At 27.3% G+C, this 16,756-nt stretch carries 18 protein-coding genes; all 18 read right to left on the bottom strand.

Annotated features, from left to right (window positions below; translation table 11 throughout):
• The coding region (locus PF569_09760; protein MDA3856517.1) for a hypothetical protein at positions 1-256 on the bottom strand (256 nt) is incomplete at its 3' end.
• A 41-nt stretch (positions 257-297) separates the two neighbouring features.
• Entirely contained in the window at positions 298-1,134 is an 837-nt protein-coding gene (locus PF569_09765) for a hypothetical protein (GenBank protein ID MDA3856518.1), read from the bottom strand.
• Positions 1,135-1,226: 92 nt separating this feature from the next.
• The gene (locus PF569_09770) at positions 1,227-1,427 is read right to left on the bottom strand and encodes a 30S ribosomal protein S27e (protein ID MDA3856519.1); all 201 of its coding nucleotides are present in this window, start codon (positions 1,425-1,427) and stop codon (positions 1,227-1,229) included.
• A 96-nt stretch (positions 1,428-1,523) separates the two neighbouring features.
• Positions 1,524-1,928, bottom strand: a complete 405-nt coding sequence (locus PF569_09775) for a 30S ribosomal protein S9 (protein MDA3856520.1) — start codon at positions 1,926-1,928, stop codon at positions 1,524-1,526.
• A 1-nt stretch (position 1,929) separates the two neighbouring features.
• Complete coding sequence (gene rplM / locus PF569_09780; protein MDA3856521.1) at positions 1,930-2,385, bottom strand: 50S ribosomal protein L13; 456 nt, start codon at positions 2,383-2,385, stop codon at positions 1,930-1,932.
• A 1-nt stretch (position 2,386) separates the two neighbouring features.
• Positions 2,387-2,980, bottom strand: a complete 594-nt coding sequence (locus tag PF569_09785) for a DNA-directed RNA polymerase subunit D (protein MDA3856522.1) — start codon at positions 2,978-2,980, stop codon at positions 2,387-2,389.
• A 6-nt stretch (positions 2,981-2,986) separates the two neighbouring features.
• The gene (gene rpsK, locus PF569_09790) at positions 2,987-3,358 is read right to left on the bottom strand and encodes a 30S ribosomal protein S11 (protein ID MDA3856523.1); all 372 of its coding nucleotides are present in this window, start codon (positions 3,356-3,358) and stop codon (positions 2,987-2,989) included.
• 127 nt (positions 3,359-3,485) lie between these two features.
• Positions 3,486-4,121 carry a 30S ribosomal protein S4 gene (locus tag PF569_09795; GenBank protein MDA3856524.1) on the bottom strand — a complete coding sequence of 212 codons (636 nt, stop codon included), beginning with the start codon at positions 4,119-4,121 and terminating at the stop codon, positions 3,486-3,488.
• A 2-nt stretch (positions 4,122-4,123) separates the two neighbouring features.
• Complete coding sequence (rpsM, locus tag PF569_09800; GenBank protein MDA3856525.1) at positions 4,124-4,597, bottom strand: 30S ribosomal protein S13; 474 nt, start codon at positions 4,595-4,597, stop codon at positions 4,124-4,126.
• A 199-nt stretch (positions 4,598-4,796) separates the two neighbouring features.
• On the bottom strand, positions 4,797-5,201 hold the full coding sequence (locus PF569_09805) for a hypothetical protein (GenBank protein MDA3856526.1): 405 nt from the start codon (positions 5,199-5,201) through the stop codon (positions 4,797-4,799).
• A gap of 46 nt (positions 5,202-5,247) precedes the next feature.
• The gene (locus PF569_09810; protein MDA3856527.1) at positions 5,248-7,530 is read right to left on the bottom strand and encodes a helicase-related protein; all 2,283 of its coding nucleotides are present in this window, start codon (positions 7,528-7,530) and stop codon (positions 5,248-5,250) included.
• Between the two features lie 47 nt (positions 7,531-7,577).
• A complete protein-coding gene (locus tag PF569_09815) occupies positions 7,578-9,830 on the bottom strand; it encodes a hypothetical protein (protein ID MDA3856528.1) in 2,253 nt (750 codons plus the stop codon).
• Between the two features lie 64 nt (positions 9,831-9,894).
• The gene (locus tag PF569_09820; protein MDA3856529.1) at positions 9,895-11,751 is read right to left on the bottom strand and encodes a hypothetical protein; all 1,857 of its coding nucleotides are present in this window, start codon (positions 11,749-11,751) and stop codon (positions 9,895-9,897) included.
• A gap of 64 nt (positions 11,752-11,815) precedes the next feature.
• Positions 11,816-13,603, bottom strand: a complete 1,788-nt coding sequence (locus PF569_09825; GenBank protein ID MDA3856530.1) for an ABC transporter permease — start codon at positions 13,601-13,603, stop codon at positions 11,816-11,818.
• A gap of 8 nt (positions 13,604-13,611) precedes the next feature.
• The gene (locus PF569_09830) at positions 13,612-14,343 is read right to left on the bottom strand and encodes an ABC transporter ATP-binding protein (GenBank protein ID MDA3856531.1); all 732 of its coding nucleotides are present in this window, start codon (positions 14,341-14,343) and stop codon (positions 13,612-13,614) included.
• A 48-nt stretch (positions 14,344-14,391) separates the two neighbouring features.
• Positions 14,392-15,588 (bottom strand): methyltransferase, encoded by a 1,197-nt coding sequence (locus PF569_09835; GenBank protein MDA3856532.1) that lies wholly within the window; start codon positions 15,586-15,588, stop codon positions 14,392-14,394.
• Position 15,589: 1 nt separating this feature from the next.
• The gene (locus tag PF569_09840) at positions 15,590-15,997 is read right to left on the bottom strand and encodes a hypothetical protein (GenBank protein MDA3856533.1); all 408 of its coding nucleotides are present in this window, start codon (positions 15,995-15,997) and stop codon (positions 15,590-15,592) included.
• The coding region (locus PF569_09845; protein ID MDA3856534.1) for a hypothetical protein at positions 15,994-16,756 on the bottom strand (763 nt) is incomplete at its 5' end. The genes PF569_09840 and PF569_09845, both read right to left, overlap by 4 nt.

Raw genomic sequence — 16,756 nt, forward strand, 5'->3', positions numbered from 1 at the left:
CACCTGCACTAATATCATCAGTCTCACAAACAACACTACCATCAGAATTAATTGCTCGAATAGATGAACCTGCAATACAAGAAGAAGATACTCTAATTTGTAGAGGGACATTTGCAACATTAGGCATGTTATCTAAATCATAATAACCAGTAAAATTACCAGTTAAAATCTCTTCTGCAGGATGCCAACCTGAACCAAAAACTGAACCGAAAATCAGTAAAAAAATAAATATTAAATTTAAAATATACTTTAACATAATTTTAAATCAGTTATATGATATATAAACATTTCTATTCACTAAATAAAAAACTTCAAAATTACATCAATAATATTAGCTTGGCCAATCATAGTAAATATAGCAGAAAAGAATAAATATATTGAAAATGGACTTTGATATAATTCTTTATCTGATTTTATTTTATTTGTCATTTCAGATATAAATTCCATAGCTATTCTAAATGCTAAGATTATGAAAAAAAACTTTAAAACTGAATCTTTTGAAATTAAAAAAAGGAGTATAAATAAAAGTAAATTTATCCCTATTTTTAATTGTAAAATATTCAGTTTAGAATATAAAAGTTTTATGTATTTATTAGAATATTTTACCAATACAAATACCACAATAATTAAATATGAAAAATATATTGAATTTGGAGAAACTAGTCTGTACAAAAAGGATTTAATTACTATATAGATTATTAGGATTTGAAATATGTAAATTCCATAATCGATTTTCTTTGCAACTTTAAGTTTTTGTTTTAGTGAGGTCCTAATAATTACTAGAATAATTATTTTAATTGAATATAAAACTGAAATATTTACTAAAAAATATAAATAAAAATATTTATTACCAAAAGCTAAAATAAGCAGAGTTAAACCAATAAAGATTTTACCATCGGCACCACCCCAAAAATGTTTTTTGTAAAAATAATATGCTAAATAAGAACCTCCAATAATTATTAGATAATCAAAAATATTGTATTGAACTAAAAAAAATATAAAGCTTAAAAATGAAATATATAAAAATGTTAAATTTATCAAATTATTTACTTTTCTTGTTTTAATGTCTTGATATATAGAAATTATAGTATAGGGTAAAACTATTACCAGAAAACTTAGTAAATAATAATTCATATAATAAAAACTATACTTTTAGTTTATAAATTTATAGAAAAATAAAACTTATTTCTTTAAAAAAGTTTTAGATATTTTAATCTGAATTTAGATTAGTACAATTCTAAAATCTCAGCTTTAATTGCAGCTTTTCCTCCTCGAGGAATAGCTAAAACTTCAGCGCACTCTTTGTTAAGACATTTAATCTCTGTTGCAGCTTTTCCGAAGATTACTTGTTCATTACCACAACTATGACATTTAACTTTAACAAAACCAGACTTTTCTTTGTTTGTTTCAATATTTTTTTCAACCATTTTTTATATGTTTAAAGGAATCATATTTCCATCCAAAGGATGTTATATGAGATGCTCAACAATCCTAAGGATTCTTGGCATCTTATCATTAATACTTTAACGATAAGATTTTTGTCTTTTAGCTCTCGCTTTTGAACAATTAGGTTTTCTCATTTCTTTGAATCTTGGATCAGATACAAGAAGACTTCGATCATATTCTAAAAATTTCTTTTTTAGATCATCACTACCAGTCATTTCAACTAAAGCTCTTGCAATACCTTGTCTAATTGCATCAACTTGTGAAGTTTGTCCACCACCGAATACATTTACTTTAACATCGTATTTATCTTGAGCTTCTGCTAAGAGAAGTGGCTCTTTTACTTTTAGTCTTAGTAATTCATTTGGAACATATGATTCAACCTTTTCATTATTAATCATAATTGAACCTTTACCTTTACTTAGAAAAACTCTTGCAACAGATGTTTTTCTTTTTCCTGTTTTTAATACTTTTTGTGCAGCCATTTTATTTCATCTTAGTGTAACCTAATACCTCACAAATCTCACCAACTTTAGTATAATAAAATACTGAGTTGTTATCCATTTTAGCATTTTCAACTTGTTCCTTTTCTGAATTTAATAATACACTAGGTGTTGAATTATAACACTTTAATCTTTTTAGTGCATCAATTCCTCTTTGATTTTTATAAGGAACCATGTTTCTAAAAGCTCTTTTTACAATATCAGCAGGACTTCTTGAAATATATGGACCTTGTTTAATTACTTTATTAGTAATTTTTGTCTTATATTTTTCTACTAAATATTTCTTTCTTCCCAAAATCACAATCTCTTTACAGTTTACGATTTTAATTGACTCCCCTAAAAGAAGTCTTTTTGCAATATTACTTCCAAGTCTACCTAAGATTAAATCTTTTCCGTCAATGATTGTTGCTTTTTCTACTTTTGTCTTACTTTCTGTCATTTTACAATTGACCCTCCAAATCTGTTATTTTTTCAATTAAAATATCTATTGCTTTGTTGTATGTCTCTTTTGAACTTAATTGACCGTGAGGTTCTACGATTAATTCAATTCCAGTTTTAGTCTCTTTCATATATGTATGAGCAGGAGACCATTTTGCATGTTCTAAACCATTACCTAAAATAGCTTTCAAATTTAATTCAAATTTAGCATCTCCAAATATTTTTGTAATTGGGATATCTAAATCAATAGGTATAACTTGAGGATCATCAGAGTTAATTTTTCCAGATAAAACATAACCTGCTTCATCTTGAGATAGAGTCATCTTAACCTCACACATAGCACAACCAATTCCACCACATTTACAATCTTTTTTCATATTGTAACTAGATAAATCAGTTTTGATAGGTATTAAACCTAATCTTTGAGCTATAGTTTCATCGTACAAAGGAGAACCATTAATTACAACTTCTACATCTTCAATTGCAAATGTTGGAACTTCATCAATAATGATTCTTCTAATAGAGTTAACGATTAAATTTGATTCATCTTTAAATTTGAAATTACCAATAACACCATTATCTTTAAACTCAACCATTTTTATTTAAACTCTTCTACCTCTCTTTCCACCCTTCTTCCTACATGAGTCATGTGGAACAGGAGTTACATCTTCAATTCTTCCAAGTTTAATTCCGTATCTTGTAAGCATTCTAATTGCAGCTTGAGCACCAGGACCAGGATTCATTGGACCATTATGACCTCCAACTCCTCTTAGTTTAACATATAGTGCACTAACTCCAGATTTATGACATGCATCAGCAATTTCTTTTGCAGCTGCCATTGCAACATTAGGTGTAGCTTTTAATCTATCAGATTTTGAAACCATACCACCAGTTACTTTAACAATTGTTTCAGAACCTGTAACATCAGTTACATGTAAATGAGTATTATTGTAAGATGAGTGAATATGAATCATACCCCAAGTTTCAATCTTCTTAACAGGAGCTTTTCTTTCTTCTACTTTAACAGGAGCTTTTCCTTCTACTTTAACTTCTGCAACTTTTTCAGTTACTGGAGTTTTAGTAATTTTTTCTTCTGCCATTTTATTTAGCTACCTCATCTTGTTCTTCATCATCTAATTTAGCTTCTTTTTCATCAAAAGATTCAGCTTCACTAGTTAAAGGAATTTCTTTCATTTCTTCAACTTCAATCATTCCACCAGATGCTAATACCCTTTCAGGATGTGCTTCATCTGATAGAGATGAGTGTGGTTTGAATTCTAAATTAGCTTCTTCTTCTAATGATATCAGACATGAAGGTGAATCTACACATCTACCATTAATTAATACATGACCATGAACAATGAATTGTCTTGCTTGTCTAGGAGTTCTTGACAATTTTAATTTGTAAACAATATTTGATAATCTTCTATCTAAGATGTCTCTAATTGTAATGTCTAAAACTTCATCTAAGGATTGAGCATCAACATCTAGGAAACCTAATTTCTTCATTTTAGCAATGAAATTTTGTGCCTGTTCACTCTCTTTAGTTTCTGCAGTCTTGTTTAAATCTTTTGCAATAGTTTTATAGTGAGATAAGCTTTCTTCAATCTTTCTGATTTCTTTCTTATTCTTTAATGCATAATCTTCAACAATTTTGGATTCTTCAAGGATAGTTGCTTTATCCCATCTCTTTTTATGAGATACGAATTTTTTTCTATGTTTAATTGGCAGTCCCATCTTTATTTCTTGCCTCCAGTTTGTTTAGCTTTTTTAGCAGCCATAGTTTTATTTCTCCTGAAGTTAGACTTGGTTCTTTGTCCTCTTAGAGGTAATTGTGCTCTATGTCTCAAACCTTTGTAAGTTCTTAATTTACCTAATCTTCTTTTAATTTGAATTAAGTTAAAGTCAATATCTTTTGCAATAAAATGCAAATTGTCTCCAGTCTCTAAATCTCTTCTTGAATTCAGCATCCATTCAGGAATTCCTTCCTTTTTTGGATTAGATAAAAATGATTCAATTACTTCTGTTTCTTTTTCAGAAAGGGAACTAATTTTCCTATTTTTATCCAATTTTAGTACGTTGCACATAGCATTAGAAAACATGAGATTAATACCTTTAATATTAGCTAAACCATACATTAAAGTATTGTTTGCCTTTAGGTCTGTTCCCATGATCCTAATAAGTTCAACTTGTTGTTTTTGCTCCTTAGCCATTTGAATACTATAAAAAAACTGGAATTGGTTTATAAAGGTTTGCTAGTCGAGTTTTTTATATAGTATCTGTTACTACTATTAGACCGACAAAAACAAAGAAATATGAAATTTATGGAAGAAATTAAGGTAAACCCATCAATTTCTAACAAATTAACTTTCAATTAAACCATTTAAAATAAAAATTAATATTGAAAGTAATTTAATCACTAAACGCTAAATAAAGCATGAATCCTAAATTAATGATTGGAATAATCATAAGTAAACTAAGAGCCCCCGACTTCCCTAATCTTTCTGTAATTAACCACCATATATATACTACTAATCCTAGTGAAGCAAATGCACCTAGAAATGGAATGAAACCTATAAATAATATTATTAGTGCATACCACCACTCTTTTTGTGCAATATTTACCATTAAAAATATGTTAGCAATAGGAATCCATGCTAACCATGCATTCTCTGTCTTTGTTCTTTGCGCAATTTTCATTAAAGCTAATGCTGAAATCACATATGCTATGAATATCAATACTAACATCCCAATAAAAAATGCTCCTAAAAATGCGAGACCTGCTGTATCTCCTGTTAATAAATCATTTATTGCCATTTTTCAAGTATTTATTTATAATTTGAGAATATATAAAGTTTTTTATTTAGTTTTTATTCATTTTATACTCTCTTTCAAAAAACTCAACTAATGATTTTGCCCTTACTTTTCCTACACCTTCACATTCAACCAAGTCTTTCTCTGTAGAATTCACAAGTTCTTTAATGCTTTTGAAGTGACTTAATAGTCCTTTAGCCGTAACCACATTAACTTTAGGAATGGTTGATACAAACTTCTCTAATTCTTCATTTTCACTATGTGAACTCTTATTTGCAACAAGTGAAATTTCTTTCTTATCTTTATATACTCGTTTTGTAATTGTAAGAATCATTTGAGCAGTTTCTTTTAAGTTCGAAGTATAAATAATTGGAATCCTTAAGTCAATAGCAATAGCACTAATTGTTGATCTAATTACATTAGGATTTATATTTCTTAAACCAAATATATTTTCTTCACCTTCTAGAATTAATACAGGTCTTCGATAGTTTCTTGCTAAATCAAGTAATTGAGGAAATAATCTTTTATCTAAAAGAGAATTAACAAAGTCAATTTTTGCTTTTCTCTCAATTGCAATATTTTCTGAAATCACAATATCTCCTACTTCTAATTGCTTTGCTTCAACTTCAATTTCATCCAACTTAAATAACTCTTTAATTAAATCTGTATTCTCACGATTATCAACATAGATTTTAGGCATGAAACTGTTTTCTACTTTAATTTCTTTTTTAGAATCTTCAATTATTTCTTCTTTTTTATCTTTTTTGGTTAAAAACTCACTAAGTCCTCGCTCTTGAGGTTTTGATTCTTTTTCATTTCCATTTTGTAACTGGTCTAAAACCTTATACATTCGTTTTTCTTTAGCATTTGCGATATGTCTTGTTACAACATCTCTTGTCCCTTCAGTTACAAGAATATATGCCATTCCTGCTTTGAATCTTCCAGTTCTTCCAATTCTTTGGATAGTTCTGATTGCTGAAGGTACTGGTTCATAAAAAATCACTAGATCTACTTTAGGAATATCTAGGCCTTCTTCTCCTACACTAGTTGATACAATAATATTATGTTCACCATCCCTGAATTTTTGTAAAATAGCTTTTTGTTCTTTTTGTGAGAGTTTAAAGTCTCCTTTCTTTGCTTGTCCTACGAAAAGTGCTGGCTTAATCTCTTTAATCTTTGATAGTTCATCAACAATTTTTGTTGCAGTATCTCTATATTGACTAAATATAATAATTCTCAAATCTTTATTTTTTAAGATCTCATCATTCACAACATCTTTTAATTTTAAAAGCTTAGGATGTTTAACTCCCTCTTTGTATAATTTTGCAATACTATCATATGCTTCTCTAAAATCAAGATCTCGAGTCAGTTCCTCAGCTGCTTTTGACTTATCTCCTCCAGCTCTAAAAAAATTAAAAAAATATGTAAAAGCAGAACTAATTTCTTGGCTTTCAAAAAGTTCAATACCATATTGAAGTTTCATAAGTCCTGCTGAGACAGAGATTGCTTTCCATATATTCTCATCAGCATCTCCTTGAGTAACATAGAGTCTTAATTCGGTTTGTAAATCAAGTAAGTCTCTTTTAGAAATTTGTTTTGCATTTTTTCCTTTAAGGTAATCAATACTCTTTAAGAATTCTACTCTTTTACTAAATGATTTGTCTAAATTTTTTCGTATTGGTTCAAACTCTTCATTTAATTTTATTTTAATAACTTCAATTTTAGTTTCTTGAACATAAGGTTTAACATCATTATCTTCATATCTCTTAACTTGTATGTTTTCAATCATTAAATTATCAGTAACCGCAGTTATTTCTTCCATGCTTGAGCCCGGAGATGCAGTTAAAGCGAGGATTCTACACTTTGCCTTATCAAACTGCTCAGCAATAAAAGTGTATGCATAATTCCCCGTTCCTCGATGCGCTTCATCGAAGACTACTAATCCAAAATCAGAAGGGTTAATAGTTTTGTTAATAATATCATTTTCAATAAGTTGTGGAGTTGAAAAAATAAAATCACTTTCTTTATATATTAACTTTCTTTTTGCTGGTGAAACTAATCCTGTTAAAACTTGAAAATTAAAATCATCCGAATTTTTAAAGAATCCTTTGAAAGACTTTTCTTGTTGTTCAACTAAAGGTTTTGTAGGTGCTAGAAATAATATCTTTTTATTGTTTTTATTAAAATAAAAAACTACAAGCATAATGGCAACAATAGTCTTACCAAGACCTGTAGGTAAAATAACTAATGTGTTTTTGTCAATAGAATTTGCAAAAAGACTCTGCTGGTATGACCTTGCGGAGAAATCTTTAACTAGTTCTATCTTCTTCATATATAAAATAGTATAAAGATTATTTAAAAAAGTTTGTTATAAAAGTTTTATGAGAAAACTTTTAGAGATGTAAATTGAGGGTCTCCATCACAAGAACCACTAACACCTTCATAAAATGTTATTTTAATTTTCCCATCTGAAGTTAAATTCATTAAAACATCATCTTGAATTAAATAATCATTTGGCTGACAAGCTTGACCTGAATCAAATTTACCAAAATCTACACCATCAATTTTTAATCCAAATAAATTATTTCTGTATCCAACACCTTCTTTTATTTCTAACCTAATTGTATCAACATTTGAATTAACATCTAAAAATAATGATACTTCTCCATCTCCCCCAGCACAATTACTCATTCTAATTGAATTGTCTACATCTGAGGCATCTTGGAATTCATTAAAATCACCATATTGTGTCCATCCAATTTTAGTTTCACCTTGACAAGCATATGCTCCTTCATAAACAAAATTACTAGTAGTATAACTATGTGAAGAAGTATCTTCCCCAAAATCAAAATAATCTGTTTGAGTTAAAACAACACTACTACTACTTCCACCACCTGAAGAACCTCCTTCAGAAGATTCAGTAATAATATTAACTGCAAATTCTACATAACCTTTAATCGCATCATTAGTTGAAGAAACTAAATCAATAACTTTAATTTCTAATCCTGAAATAACTTCAGCATCACATAAATCAATACTTGCTGTTTCACTACCAACTGAAATTAATACTTTATCATCTGAAACGGATTGAATAGTAATTATTCTATCATCATTATCTTCTACTAATGAAACCATTTCACCTTCACCTAAACTGATAGTCTCATCATATCCTTCAGCGTTACAAGTAGGAGTATAATAATTACAAGTTCCTTCAAAACAACCATAATCACAATCATCATATTCTAATTCTACCGAAATATCATCATCTACGCAAGAAAATTGAACCGCAACACTATCATTTAAACAATGATTTTCATAAGTTCCTAAATCGCCTTCAAAATAACCTCTAATAGTCCCATAGCTTTCATGACATTCAATATCTAAATCCTGAGGATCAATATATTTCACACTAACCTCTAAATCAATATATCCCATAACAGATTCCCTAGCTGAATATACTATATCAGTCATAATAATATAAACTCCACTTTGAGAATATTCATGATTATACAAAGTAAGTTCAGAAAATGTTTCCCCATCAATTTTAATTTGAGCATTCAAATCATCATCAACAGATAAAACTTCAATTATATGTGTTTCATTAAATAAATGGAATTCATGACTTTCTCCTTCACCAATCAGAATATTCATCCTCTCATCACCAAGTTCGATTTCTATTTCCTCATCATCTTCATCAGTTTCTTCTCTAACTGCAAACATTGCAAATCCTTTCACAGAATCTCTAGTTGATGCAACTAAATCTAAAACTTTAAATTCTAAGTCTTGTATTTCTTCATTTTCACATAAGTAAATAAGTCTAGTTAAACCATTTACCATGATTAACATATCATATTCTGAAACTTCTAAAACTACAATTTCATAATCTCTTCCAGAAATATCAGTATACATTTGAGTTTCATTCTCTCCTAAGCTAATAGTTTTATCATACCCTAAATCATTGCAATTAGGAGCATATTGATTACATTCACCATCATAACAATTAAAATTACATTCATCATATTCAATTTCAACAAACAAATCATCATCACTACAGGAATATTGTGCTGCTACAGTATTATTCAAACAATAATTATTATATTTTCCTAAGTCTTCATTAAAAAATCCTGTAGCTGAGTCTGAAGAATCAAAACATTCTAAATTTAGCTTTTTAGCATCAATAGAACCAGAACTAATAAAAAAATCAGCATAACCTTTAACTCCAACTCTAGAAGTTGAAATAACATCTAATACAATTATCTCAAATTCTCCTTCATCATCTTCTCCAATTTCATAGGTTCTTAGATGATAATCTTCACCATTAATTGAGATTTCAGCATAATCACTAGAGATTCTTTCTAATTCAATTTCATAAGATTTACCGTCTAATGTAATTACTTTAATCTCTTCTTCTACTAAAGTGAATTCTGAACCAGTTGAAGGTATCATAATTTCATCTTTATTCTTTTCAATGTTAACATCAACATTGTATTTTTGATCTTCGACTTCAACTTTACCAGCAAAACCAGTATCATCATCTAAATTACTCTCCTCAAATTCATAAGAACCTGAACAACCCGATAGCAACAACATTAAAGTTATTGTTACAATATACACTATATTTTTAACTTGCATAAGTTATTATTTTATAAAATACTTTATAAAATTATTTATTTAAATTAAAAGTAACAAAAAATGATTAAGGAAATAAATATGTTGTTGCTTGAGTCATCGCACTTGGAGTTGTCAAATCAATAGGTTTAACAGCACCATTTTTAGTTAACAATCTAAGAGTTGCAGTTTCACCTTCACCAATAGCATTAGCATCTTTTAAAAATGTAACTTCAGCTAAATCTCCTGTTGAGATATAATCTACATTAGCAGCACCACCATTTGAAATGTAATTTACATTATATAATGTATTAGTTGCATTTCCTACACCATCAACCCCGTTACAAGATAATGTTTGAGAACCATTAATTGTATCCATTTTGATGAATAAATCTTCTAATTTAATTGGAGCTGAACCTGAACCCAATCTTACTACAAGTGTAATTGGATCAGCTGCTGAAATAACACCATCACTAGTGCCACTAGCATAAACTTGAACAACTTCAAGATCAGTTGTTATCTCTTCTTGTGATTGTTCTCCAACATCTATAGAACTTAAATAATTAATTGCAAATTTAGCATATCCTTTAACTGCATCATTTGATGATGGCACTGCCTCAATTAATTGAATCTCAACTAAATCAAAGAAATTCCAAGAATCTCCACATTGCGAAAGTTCTAGAGTTTGAGTTCCAATATTAACTACAACTTCATTCTCTCGTACAACTTCTAAAGAAATATTATAATAACCTTGTTCTCCAAAATAAATCTCACCTTCTCCAAGAGAGATTGTCCCATCAAAATCTTCTTCATCACAAACTAAATCTTCAACATATTCATCTTCAATAGGTTCAACTACTTCTTCTAAAATCTCTCTAAATATATAATCAACATTTGAATGAATTTTTGAATCATCATTTAAGACTGTAGTAATTCTATAATAATTTTTAACTCCGATTTCGAATTTTCCATAATCTTTGTAAGTTGTTTCAGAAGGATTGGTTATTACTTGAATATAACCATCTTCAGGATATTTTGGATCAGAATCAGTAGTTGAATGAACTACTTTATAATATTTAAAATTATCTCCTTTATATGCTTCCCATTCTAATAAAACATATTCACCTTTATCATAAGATTCGAAATGTCCTTCATAGGAATAATCTTCTTCACTTTGGATTCCTCCAATATTTAACACTTCAACATTTGAATGGATTTTAGTATCATCATTTAGGACTGTAGTAATTCTATAATAATTAGTTCCTACTTGAAATTTTTCTTTATCTTCATAAGAAGTTTCAGAAGGATTAGTAATATAAGTTAAATATCCATCCTCAGGATATTTTAAATCTTTATTTGAAGTTGAATGAACTACTTTATAATATTTTAAATCATCACCTGAATACATATCCCATTTAATTTCAACACTTTTACCATTATAATAAGCATTTAAATCTTTATTTTCGGATTCTTCATCAATATCATCATTAGAATTCAAAACAATACCTGGAATCTCAATTGAGTAGTCCTCACCATTAATATTAATATTTACATGATATAATTTATTATTTGAAATATCACAATTAGTTCCCAATTTAATTTCATTATTTCCACTATCTATATTTGCATAAAATCTACAAATTTCTTTATCAGAATTAGATTCAGTAATTATAATCTCATAAAGTCCTGCTTCTTCATCTGAATATATTTCTAATCCTTTATCAGTCAGACCTTCTAATTTGAAATCTAACTTTTCCCCATTTCTATTTTGAGAATTTTTTTCATCAGAATCTACAGAGGAATCTTCTTGAAGGTTTGAATTACTTTTGTCAACATTTTCATTTTCAAAATCTGTATTCTCTTTAAAATCAAATGAACCTGAGCAACCTGATACCAATAACATCAAAGTTATTACTATTATTGATACTATATTTTTTATTTGCATAGTAACTAGTTCAAGAAAATCTTTTATAAAATTATTTATTTAAATTGAAAGTAACAAGTAAGAATTAAAACATATTCTTAACTCTCATTCTACTTGCAACAGTCACTAATACTATTAATATAATATTGTATGGAATAAATATAATTATATCTTTTAAGGATAGACTAAATTCATCTATGAAAAATAATCTTCTAATTAAATCTTCACCTATAATTACTGGATTCAATCTTAAAAGAGTAGAAAATATTTTAGGCATAATTTCAAGTGGTACAATTATATCTGAAAGTAAAAATAAGAACAACATTAAGAATGTTGTAAATAGAATTGAAATCTGAATCGAACTAAATAAATAAGCTAAAAATATCCCAGTAAGAACAAAAATCATTAGAATTAAAATAACTACTAATCCAACTGAAAATAATTTACTCAATGTAAAAACTTCAATTTTAAATACCATTTGAATAATTAAGAACAAGAAAAACATTTGAAATAAAATAATTAACATACTTGTGAAAAATAAAGACAACACAAATTTCCCTTGTTTAACTGGAGATATAAGGTTTCTAAAATAAGCATTAGAATTAATCTCTAAAGATACCACTACATTAGAAAGTAATAGTCCAATAAATAATAAAACTAATATTACAATTACAGGAGAAAGTTGATGAACTCTTTGAAGTCCAGTCCATAATAGTAGGTTCTTTTTTGAAATTGGTTCAGTAATGTCTGAAGCATCCCTATTAGTAACTTCTTTAAAATATGCAAGTTTATCATCAATTTGATCTCGAATTTCAGTAAGTTCTTTTTCCCTAATATTCATTTCATAAAGTAATTTTTGAGATTCAGAATTTGCTGTATCCATATATCCTTTCATCAGTCCTAATGAATCAATTAAAGTATTAAATGCCATTTGTAGATTATTTATATCATTAATCGCTCCCAAATTATTAGAAACACTATTTGAAGTGCTTTGAACATCATCTAAATTATCTTCTAAATTTTCTAAATCATTTTCTAATTCATTTAAATCACCTATATCTACATAATTATAAATCTCAGGATTTGTTTGTGCATAAGTATTAATCCCATTAATTGTATTAGTAAGCATCGAAATTTGACTTGGTAAAGAATTCGATAATGAATTAATTTCAGAATCTAAATCATCAAGATCATTGTCTAACTTTAAGCTATCCTCTTCAAGAGAACTTATTTGAGTATTAATATTATATCTCTGATTAAGAACTTGTGAATAAATCACATCATATTCCTTACTTCCTTCTTCTAATAAATCTATTGCATCTTCTAAATTAATTTTAGCAGTATTAATATCAACTAATAAATCATCAATTAATTCTTTACTATCCTCCATAAAAGATAAAGTCTCATTAACTTCAGAAAAAATATCATTTATAGTCTTTTCAGACATTATCTTAGTTTGATCATCGATATATACATTAAAATTTCTAACAATTATATCACTAATTTGAGGCCTAGTATTATCAATATAATAGATAATATTAGCACTAAGAAGATTCCCATTTCTATCATAATATGGAATAAAACTCATACATAGATGAACTTTGCTCTGCTTTAAATCTTCCTTACAACTATCTCTAGATTGATTATATCCACCATCATAATATTCAATAAAATTGACTTCACGCAATTCAGGTCTAACTTTTATTGCATCAAACATTTGAGTTTCAGTTTCTATTAATCCAATATTAGTATCTGAAAGAGAAGTTCCACTATAAGTAAATCCAACAACAAACATTAATAAGATTGGAGCTAATACTAAAAGTAAAATTGTAAAAGGACTTCTGAAAATAATTTTCAAGTTCTTTCCAATCATAGAAAATATCATTTTGAAGTAACCTCTATAAATTTTTTCTCAAGATCAAAATGAGTTTTGCTTCTCATCTCAGAAGTGATTATGAAATCCGAACTAATTTTATTATTATGAAGAATTGCAACCCTATCACAATTTTCTTGAGCAGAATTTAGAAGGTGAGTAGAGATTATAATTGTAACTCCATTAGTTCTAATTTGTTTTACAACATCCCATAATTGATCTCGAATAGTAATATCTAATCCAGTTAAAGGTTCATCTAAAATTAGTATTTTAGGGTCATGGACTAAAGAAATTGCAAATTCTAATCTTCTTTTCATTCCTCCGGAAATATTGCTTGCCATTGTATGTCTAGAATTATCAAGATTTACAAGACCTAATAAAAAATCTATTCTATCTTTAATGTTGTGTCTTTTAACACTATATAATTTTGCAAAGAATTTCAAATTCTCTTCAACTGTAAGCTTTTCATAAAAAGAATTCTCTTGAGACACATATCCAGCAATTTTCCTAATTTTTTCATTATGTCTAATTAAATTATCACTTTTATAGATTATCATCCCATTATCAGGTTTATAAAATCCAATCAAAATCTTTAACAATGTACTCTTTCCACATCCACTCTTACCTAAAAGACCTATAATCTCTTTTTCATAAATATCTAAGTTTAAATCATGAAGGATAGTTTTATTCTTAAACAATTTTTGAATTTCTTTAAAGCTAATAAGTGGATTTCTTTCCATATATACTAATTTATTTTTATTTTATATTTAAATGGTTTTTCATAACTCTTAAGGTGTTAAGATGTCTTTGATTGTGAATTTAAAATTAGATTCTTTATATCTCTTAGATATATCTAATATCTTTTCTTCATCAACTTTAATATCTAGTTCCGATAGTTTTAATTTATATCTTCGAATATATTGGAAAAATTGAGTAGTATTTTTTGCTTTATTTGTATAAATACATCTTTCAAAGTCAATAAATTTAACTTTTAGTTTTTTATCAATGTAAATATGTTTGTAAGGATTAGTCATCTCAAACTTATTAATTCCTAATTCATCTAGTCTTTGAGTAGCATTAATACAGTTATTTAGTACATTTAATACATCATTTTTACTTTTCGATCTTTCTAAAAATTCTTTAATAGTTTGACCTTCAAGTTTTTCTCTAATAGAAAATTCATTTTCATAATTATATAGCTCTGGGATAAAAATCTCATTTTGTAATTTTTCTAAGAATAAATTCTCTATTTGTATGTCTTTATATTCTCCAATTTTTATGATACATTTTTTATTTTTGTAGGTCCCATCAAGAATCATAGAATGCTTTCCTTTATCTAGATATTTTACATTTTCCACTCCTTTTGTAGAGATTCTTCTAAGCATATCTGAAAATTTAATTTTCATAACGAATAAGTCTTCAAAGAAAATTGTTTTCTTATCAATTATTTCAAAATCATAAAAATTAAGTTTTAAAATTTTTTTAATATATTCAACATTAGATTGAGAACTAAAAAGCATTAATACAAAACCATTTTCAGATTCTAACTTATCATATATTTGATAAATAAATTCTTCAATTACTTCATAACCATTTTTTCCTCCATAAATTGCTTTATCTTTAAGGGTTAATTCTTTAAATATTTCTCCTTCTTCACAAGGTAAATATGGAGTATTGAATAATATTATATCGAAATTTTTGTTAATTGATTCAAGTAGATTTGTTTTCTTTAAATTTATTTTAGTGCTTATTTTTTCAAACTCTTTTTTTGTAAAATTAATTGCATCAGGATTGATATCTGTTCCATGAAAATTATTATTAGGATATTTCTTTGCAATATTTGATATTACAAAACCACTTCCCACTCCAACTTCACATATCTCTAGTTTTTCTTTATTTAACTTTTTAATTTCAATTAAAGCATTCTTCAATAAGTTCTCCGAGTCTTCAGCAGGTTCATAAATTTTATCATATACTTTTTTCATTTTAATTATTAACAACCACTAACCTTTCAACAATATCATTTTTAGTGAAAATTTTAATCCTGTTTGTTGAATTTAATAAATTTTGACAATTCAAACCAATCTTATTTAAATCATTGGGATAAATTGCATTACCTCCATTCAAATTGCATATGCCTCCATTTAAAGTTATTTTTTCTATTATTAAATAAGATTTATCCCTACTTCGAATATATAAAACTGGAATTGAATTTTCATATCGTATATCTAAAATTTTAACCATTTCTTCATTTAAATCTAACTGTTGTAAGCTTTTATATTGTAAGTTATCTGTAAATTCTAAATACCAACTTTGAAGGGCAATAAAAGTTACTACGGTTAATAATATCAACATAACAGTTGCAACTATTGCAGATATACCTTTTTTATTCATTTTTCTCTTCTACCTCCAAAAAGAATTATTCCTAAAGAAATAAATAGACTTAATATACTAATTGCTGGAAATCTAGTTTCAGATAAGTCTGGTACTATAGTAAATACTCTTTCATCTAAATAAATTCCTTCGAAATGTACTTGGAAAGTGTAATCTTCTAAAGTTGATGGAATAATATTATATGAAAAAATTCCTGAACCTTCATCAATCATAGGATAATCAACACTATTGACTATTATAAATACATTTTCTAAACCACTTCCTAAATCATCAATCTTTACTGTAATATTATTTGAAATAAATCTGGAATTATTATATGGAGTAGGGTCAATATAAGTTATATTCTCATTAATAATTAAACTAAAAAAACCATTCCAAACTATTGGCAAATAATCCCATCTTGAAGTATATGCTTCATACGGAGTATCGCAAACATTATTTACATCTGCATCCACACAAGTTTCAGAATATCCAGTACCAGTTGGATTTGTCCAAATATTTCCACCAAGAGGAGTTTTGTCTAATATGTTAGTTTTTGATGAATTGTACGTTGTGTTTAAATTAGTTGGTACAGTTAAATAAATATTTTGACTATTATTAAATAAGTTATTATAAATATCCCAACCAGAACTAGTTAAGGAAATACCATAGATACTATGGCCTGAAATAATACTATTAATGAAAATATTCCTAGTATTATGATTGTAATCTTCAGTAATACCATAAGAACCAGGACCTAATAAATTTACATTATCAAAT

This window comes from Candidatus Woesearchaeota archaeon, assembly GCA_027858315.1.
Lineage (GTDB): Archaea > Nanobdellota > Nanobdellia > Woesearchaeales > UBA583 > UBA583.

What these genes read in the sequence shown, in the direction of transcription:
- PF569_09765 (MDA3856518.1), bottom strand. Translation starts at nt 1,134, where the DNA reads ATGAATTATTATTTACTAAGTTTTCTGGTAATAGTTTTACCCTATACT.
- PF569_09770 (MDA3856519.1), bottom strand. Translation starts at nt 1,427, where the DNA reads ATGGTTGAAAAAAATATTGAAACAAACAAAGAAAAGTCTGGTTTTGTT.
- PF569_09775 (MDA3856520.1), bottom strand. Translation starts at nt 1,928, where the DNA reads ATGGCTGCACAAAAAGTATTAAAAACAGGAAAAAGAAAAACATCTGTT.
- rplM (MDA3856521.1), bottom strand. Translation starts at nt 2,385, where the DNA reads ATGACAGAAAGTAAGACAAAAGTAGAAAAAGCAACAATCATTGACGGA.
- PF569_09785 (MDA3856522.1), bottom strand. Translation starts at nt 2,980, where the DNA reads ATGGTTGAGTTTAAAGATAATGGTGTTATTGGTAATTTCAAATTTAAA.
- rpsK (MDA3856523.1), bottom strand. Translation starts at nt 3,358, where the DNA reads ATGATTCATATTCACTCATCTTACAATAATACTCATTTACATGTAACT.
- PF569_09795 (MDA3856524.1), bottom strand. Translation starts at nt 4,121, where the DNA reads ATGGGACTGCCAATTAAACATAGAAAAAAATTCGTATCTCATAAAAAG.
- rpsM (MDA3856525.1), bottom strand. Translation starts at nt 4,597, where the DNA reads ATGGCTAAGGAGCAAAAACAACAAGTTGAACTTATTAGGATCATGGGA.
- PF569_09805 (MDA3856526.1), bottom strand. Translation starts at nt 5,201, where the DNA reads ATGGCAATAAATGATTTATTAACAGGAGATACAGCAGGTCTCGCATTT.
- PF569_09810 (MDA3856527.1), bottom strand. Translation starts at nt 7,530, where the DNA reads ATGAAGAAGATAGAACTAGTTAAAGATTTCTCCGCAAGGTCATACCAG.
- PF569_09815 (MDA3856528.1), bottom strand. Translation starts at nt 9,830, where the DNA reads ATGCAAGTTAAAAATATAGTGTATATTGTAACAATAACTTTAATGTTG.
- PF569_09820 (MDA3856529.1), bottom strand. Translation starts at nt 11,751, where the DNA reads ATGCAAATAAAAAATATAGTATCAATAATAGTAATAACTTTGATGTTA.
- PF569_09825 (MDA3856530.1), bottom strand. Translation starts at nt 13,603, where the DNA reads ATGATTGGAAAGAACTTGAAAATTATTTTCAGAAGTCCTTTTACAATT.
- PF569_09830 (MDA3856531.1), bottom strand. Translation starts at nt 14,343, where the DNA reads ATGGAAAGAAATCCACTTATTAGCTTTAAAGAAATTCAAAAATTGTTT.
- PF569_09835 (MDA3856532.1), bottom strand. Translation starts at nt 15,588, where the DNA reads ATGAAAAAAGTATATGATAAAATTTATGAACCTGCTGAAGACTCGGAG.
- PF569_09840 (MDA3856533.1), bottom strand. Translation starts at nt 15,997, where the DNA reads ATGAATAAAAAAGGTATATCTGCAATAGTTGCAACTGTTATGTTGATA.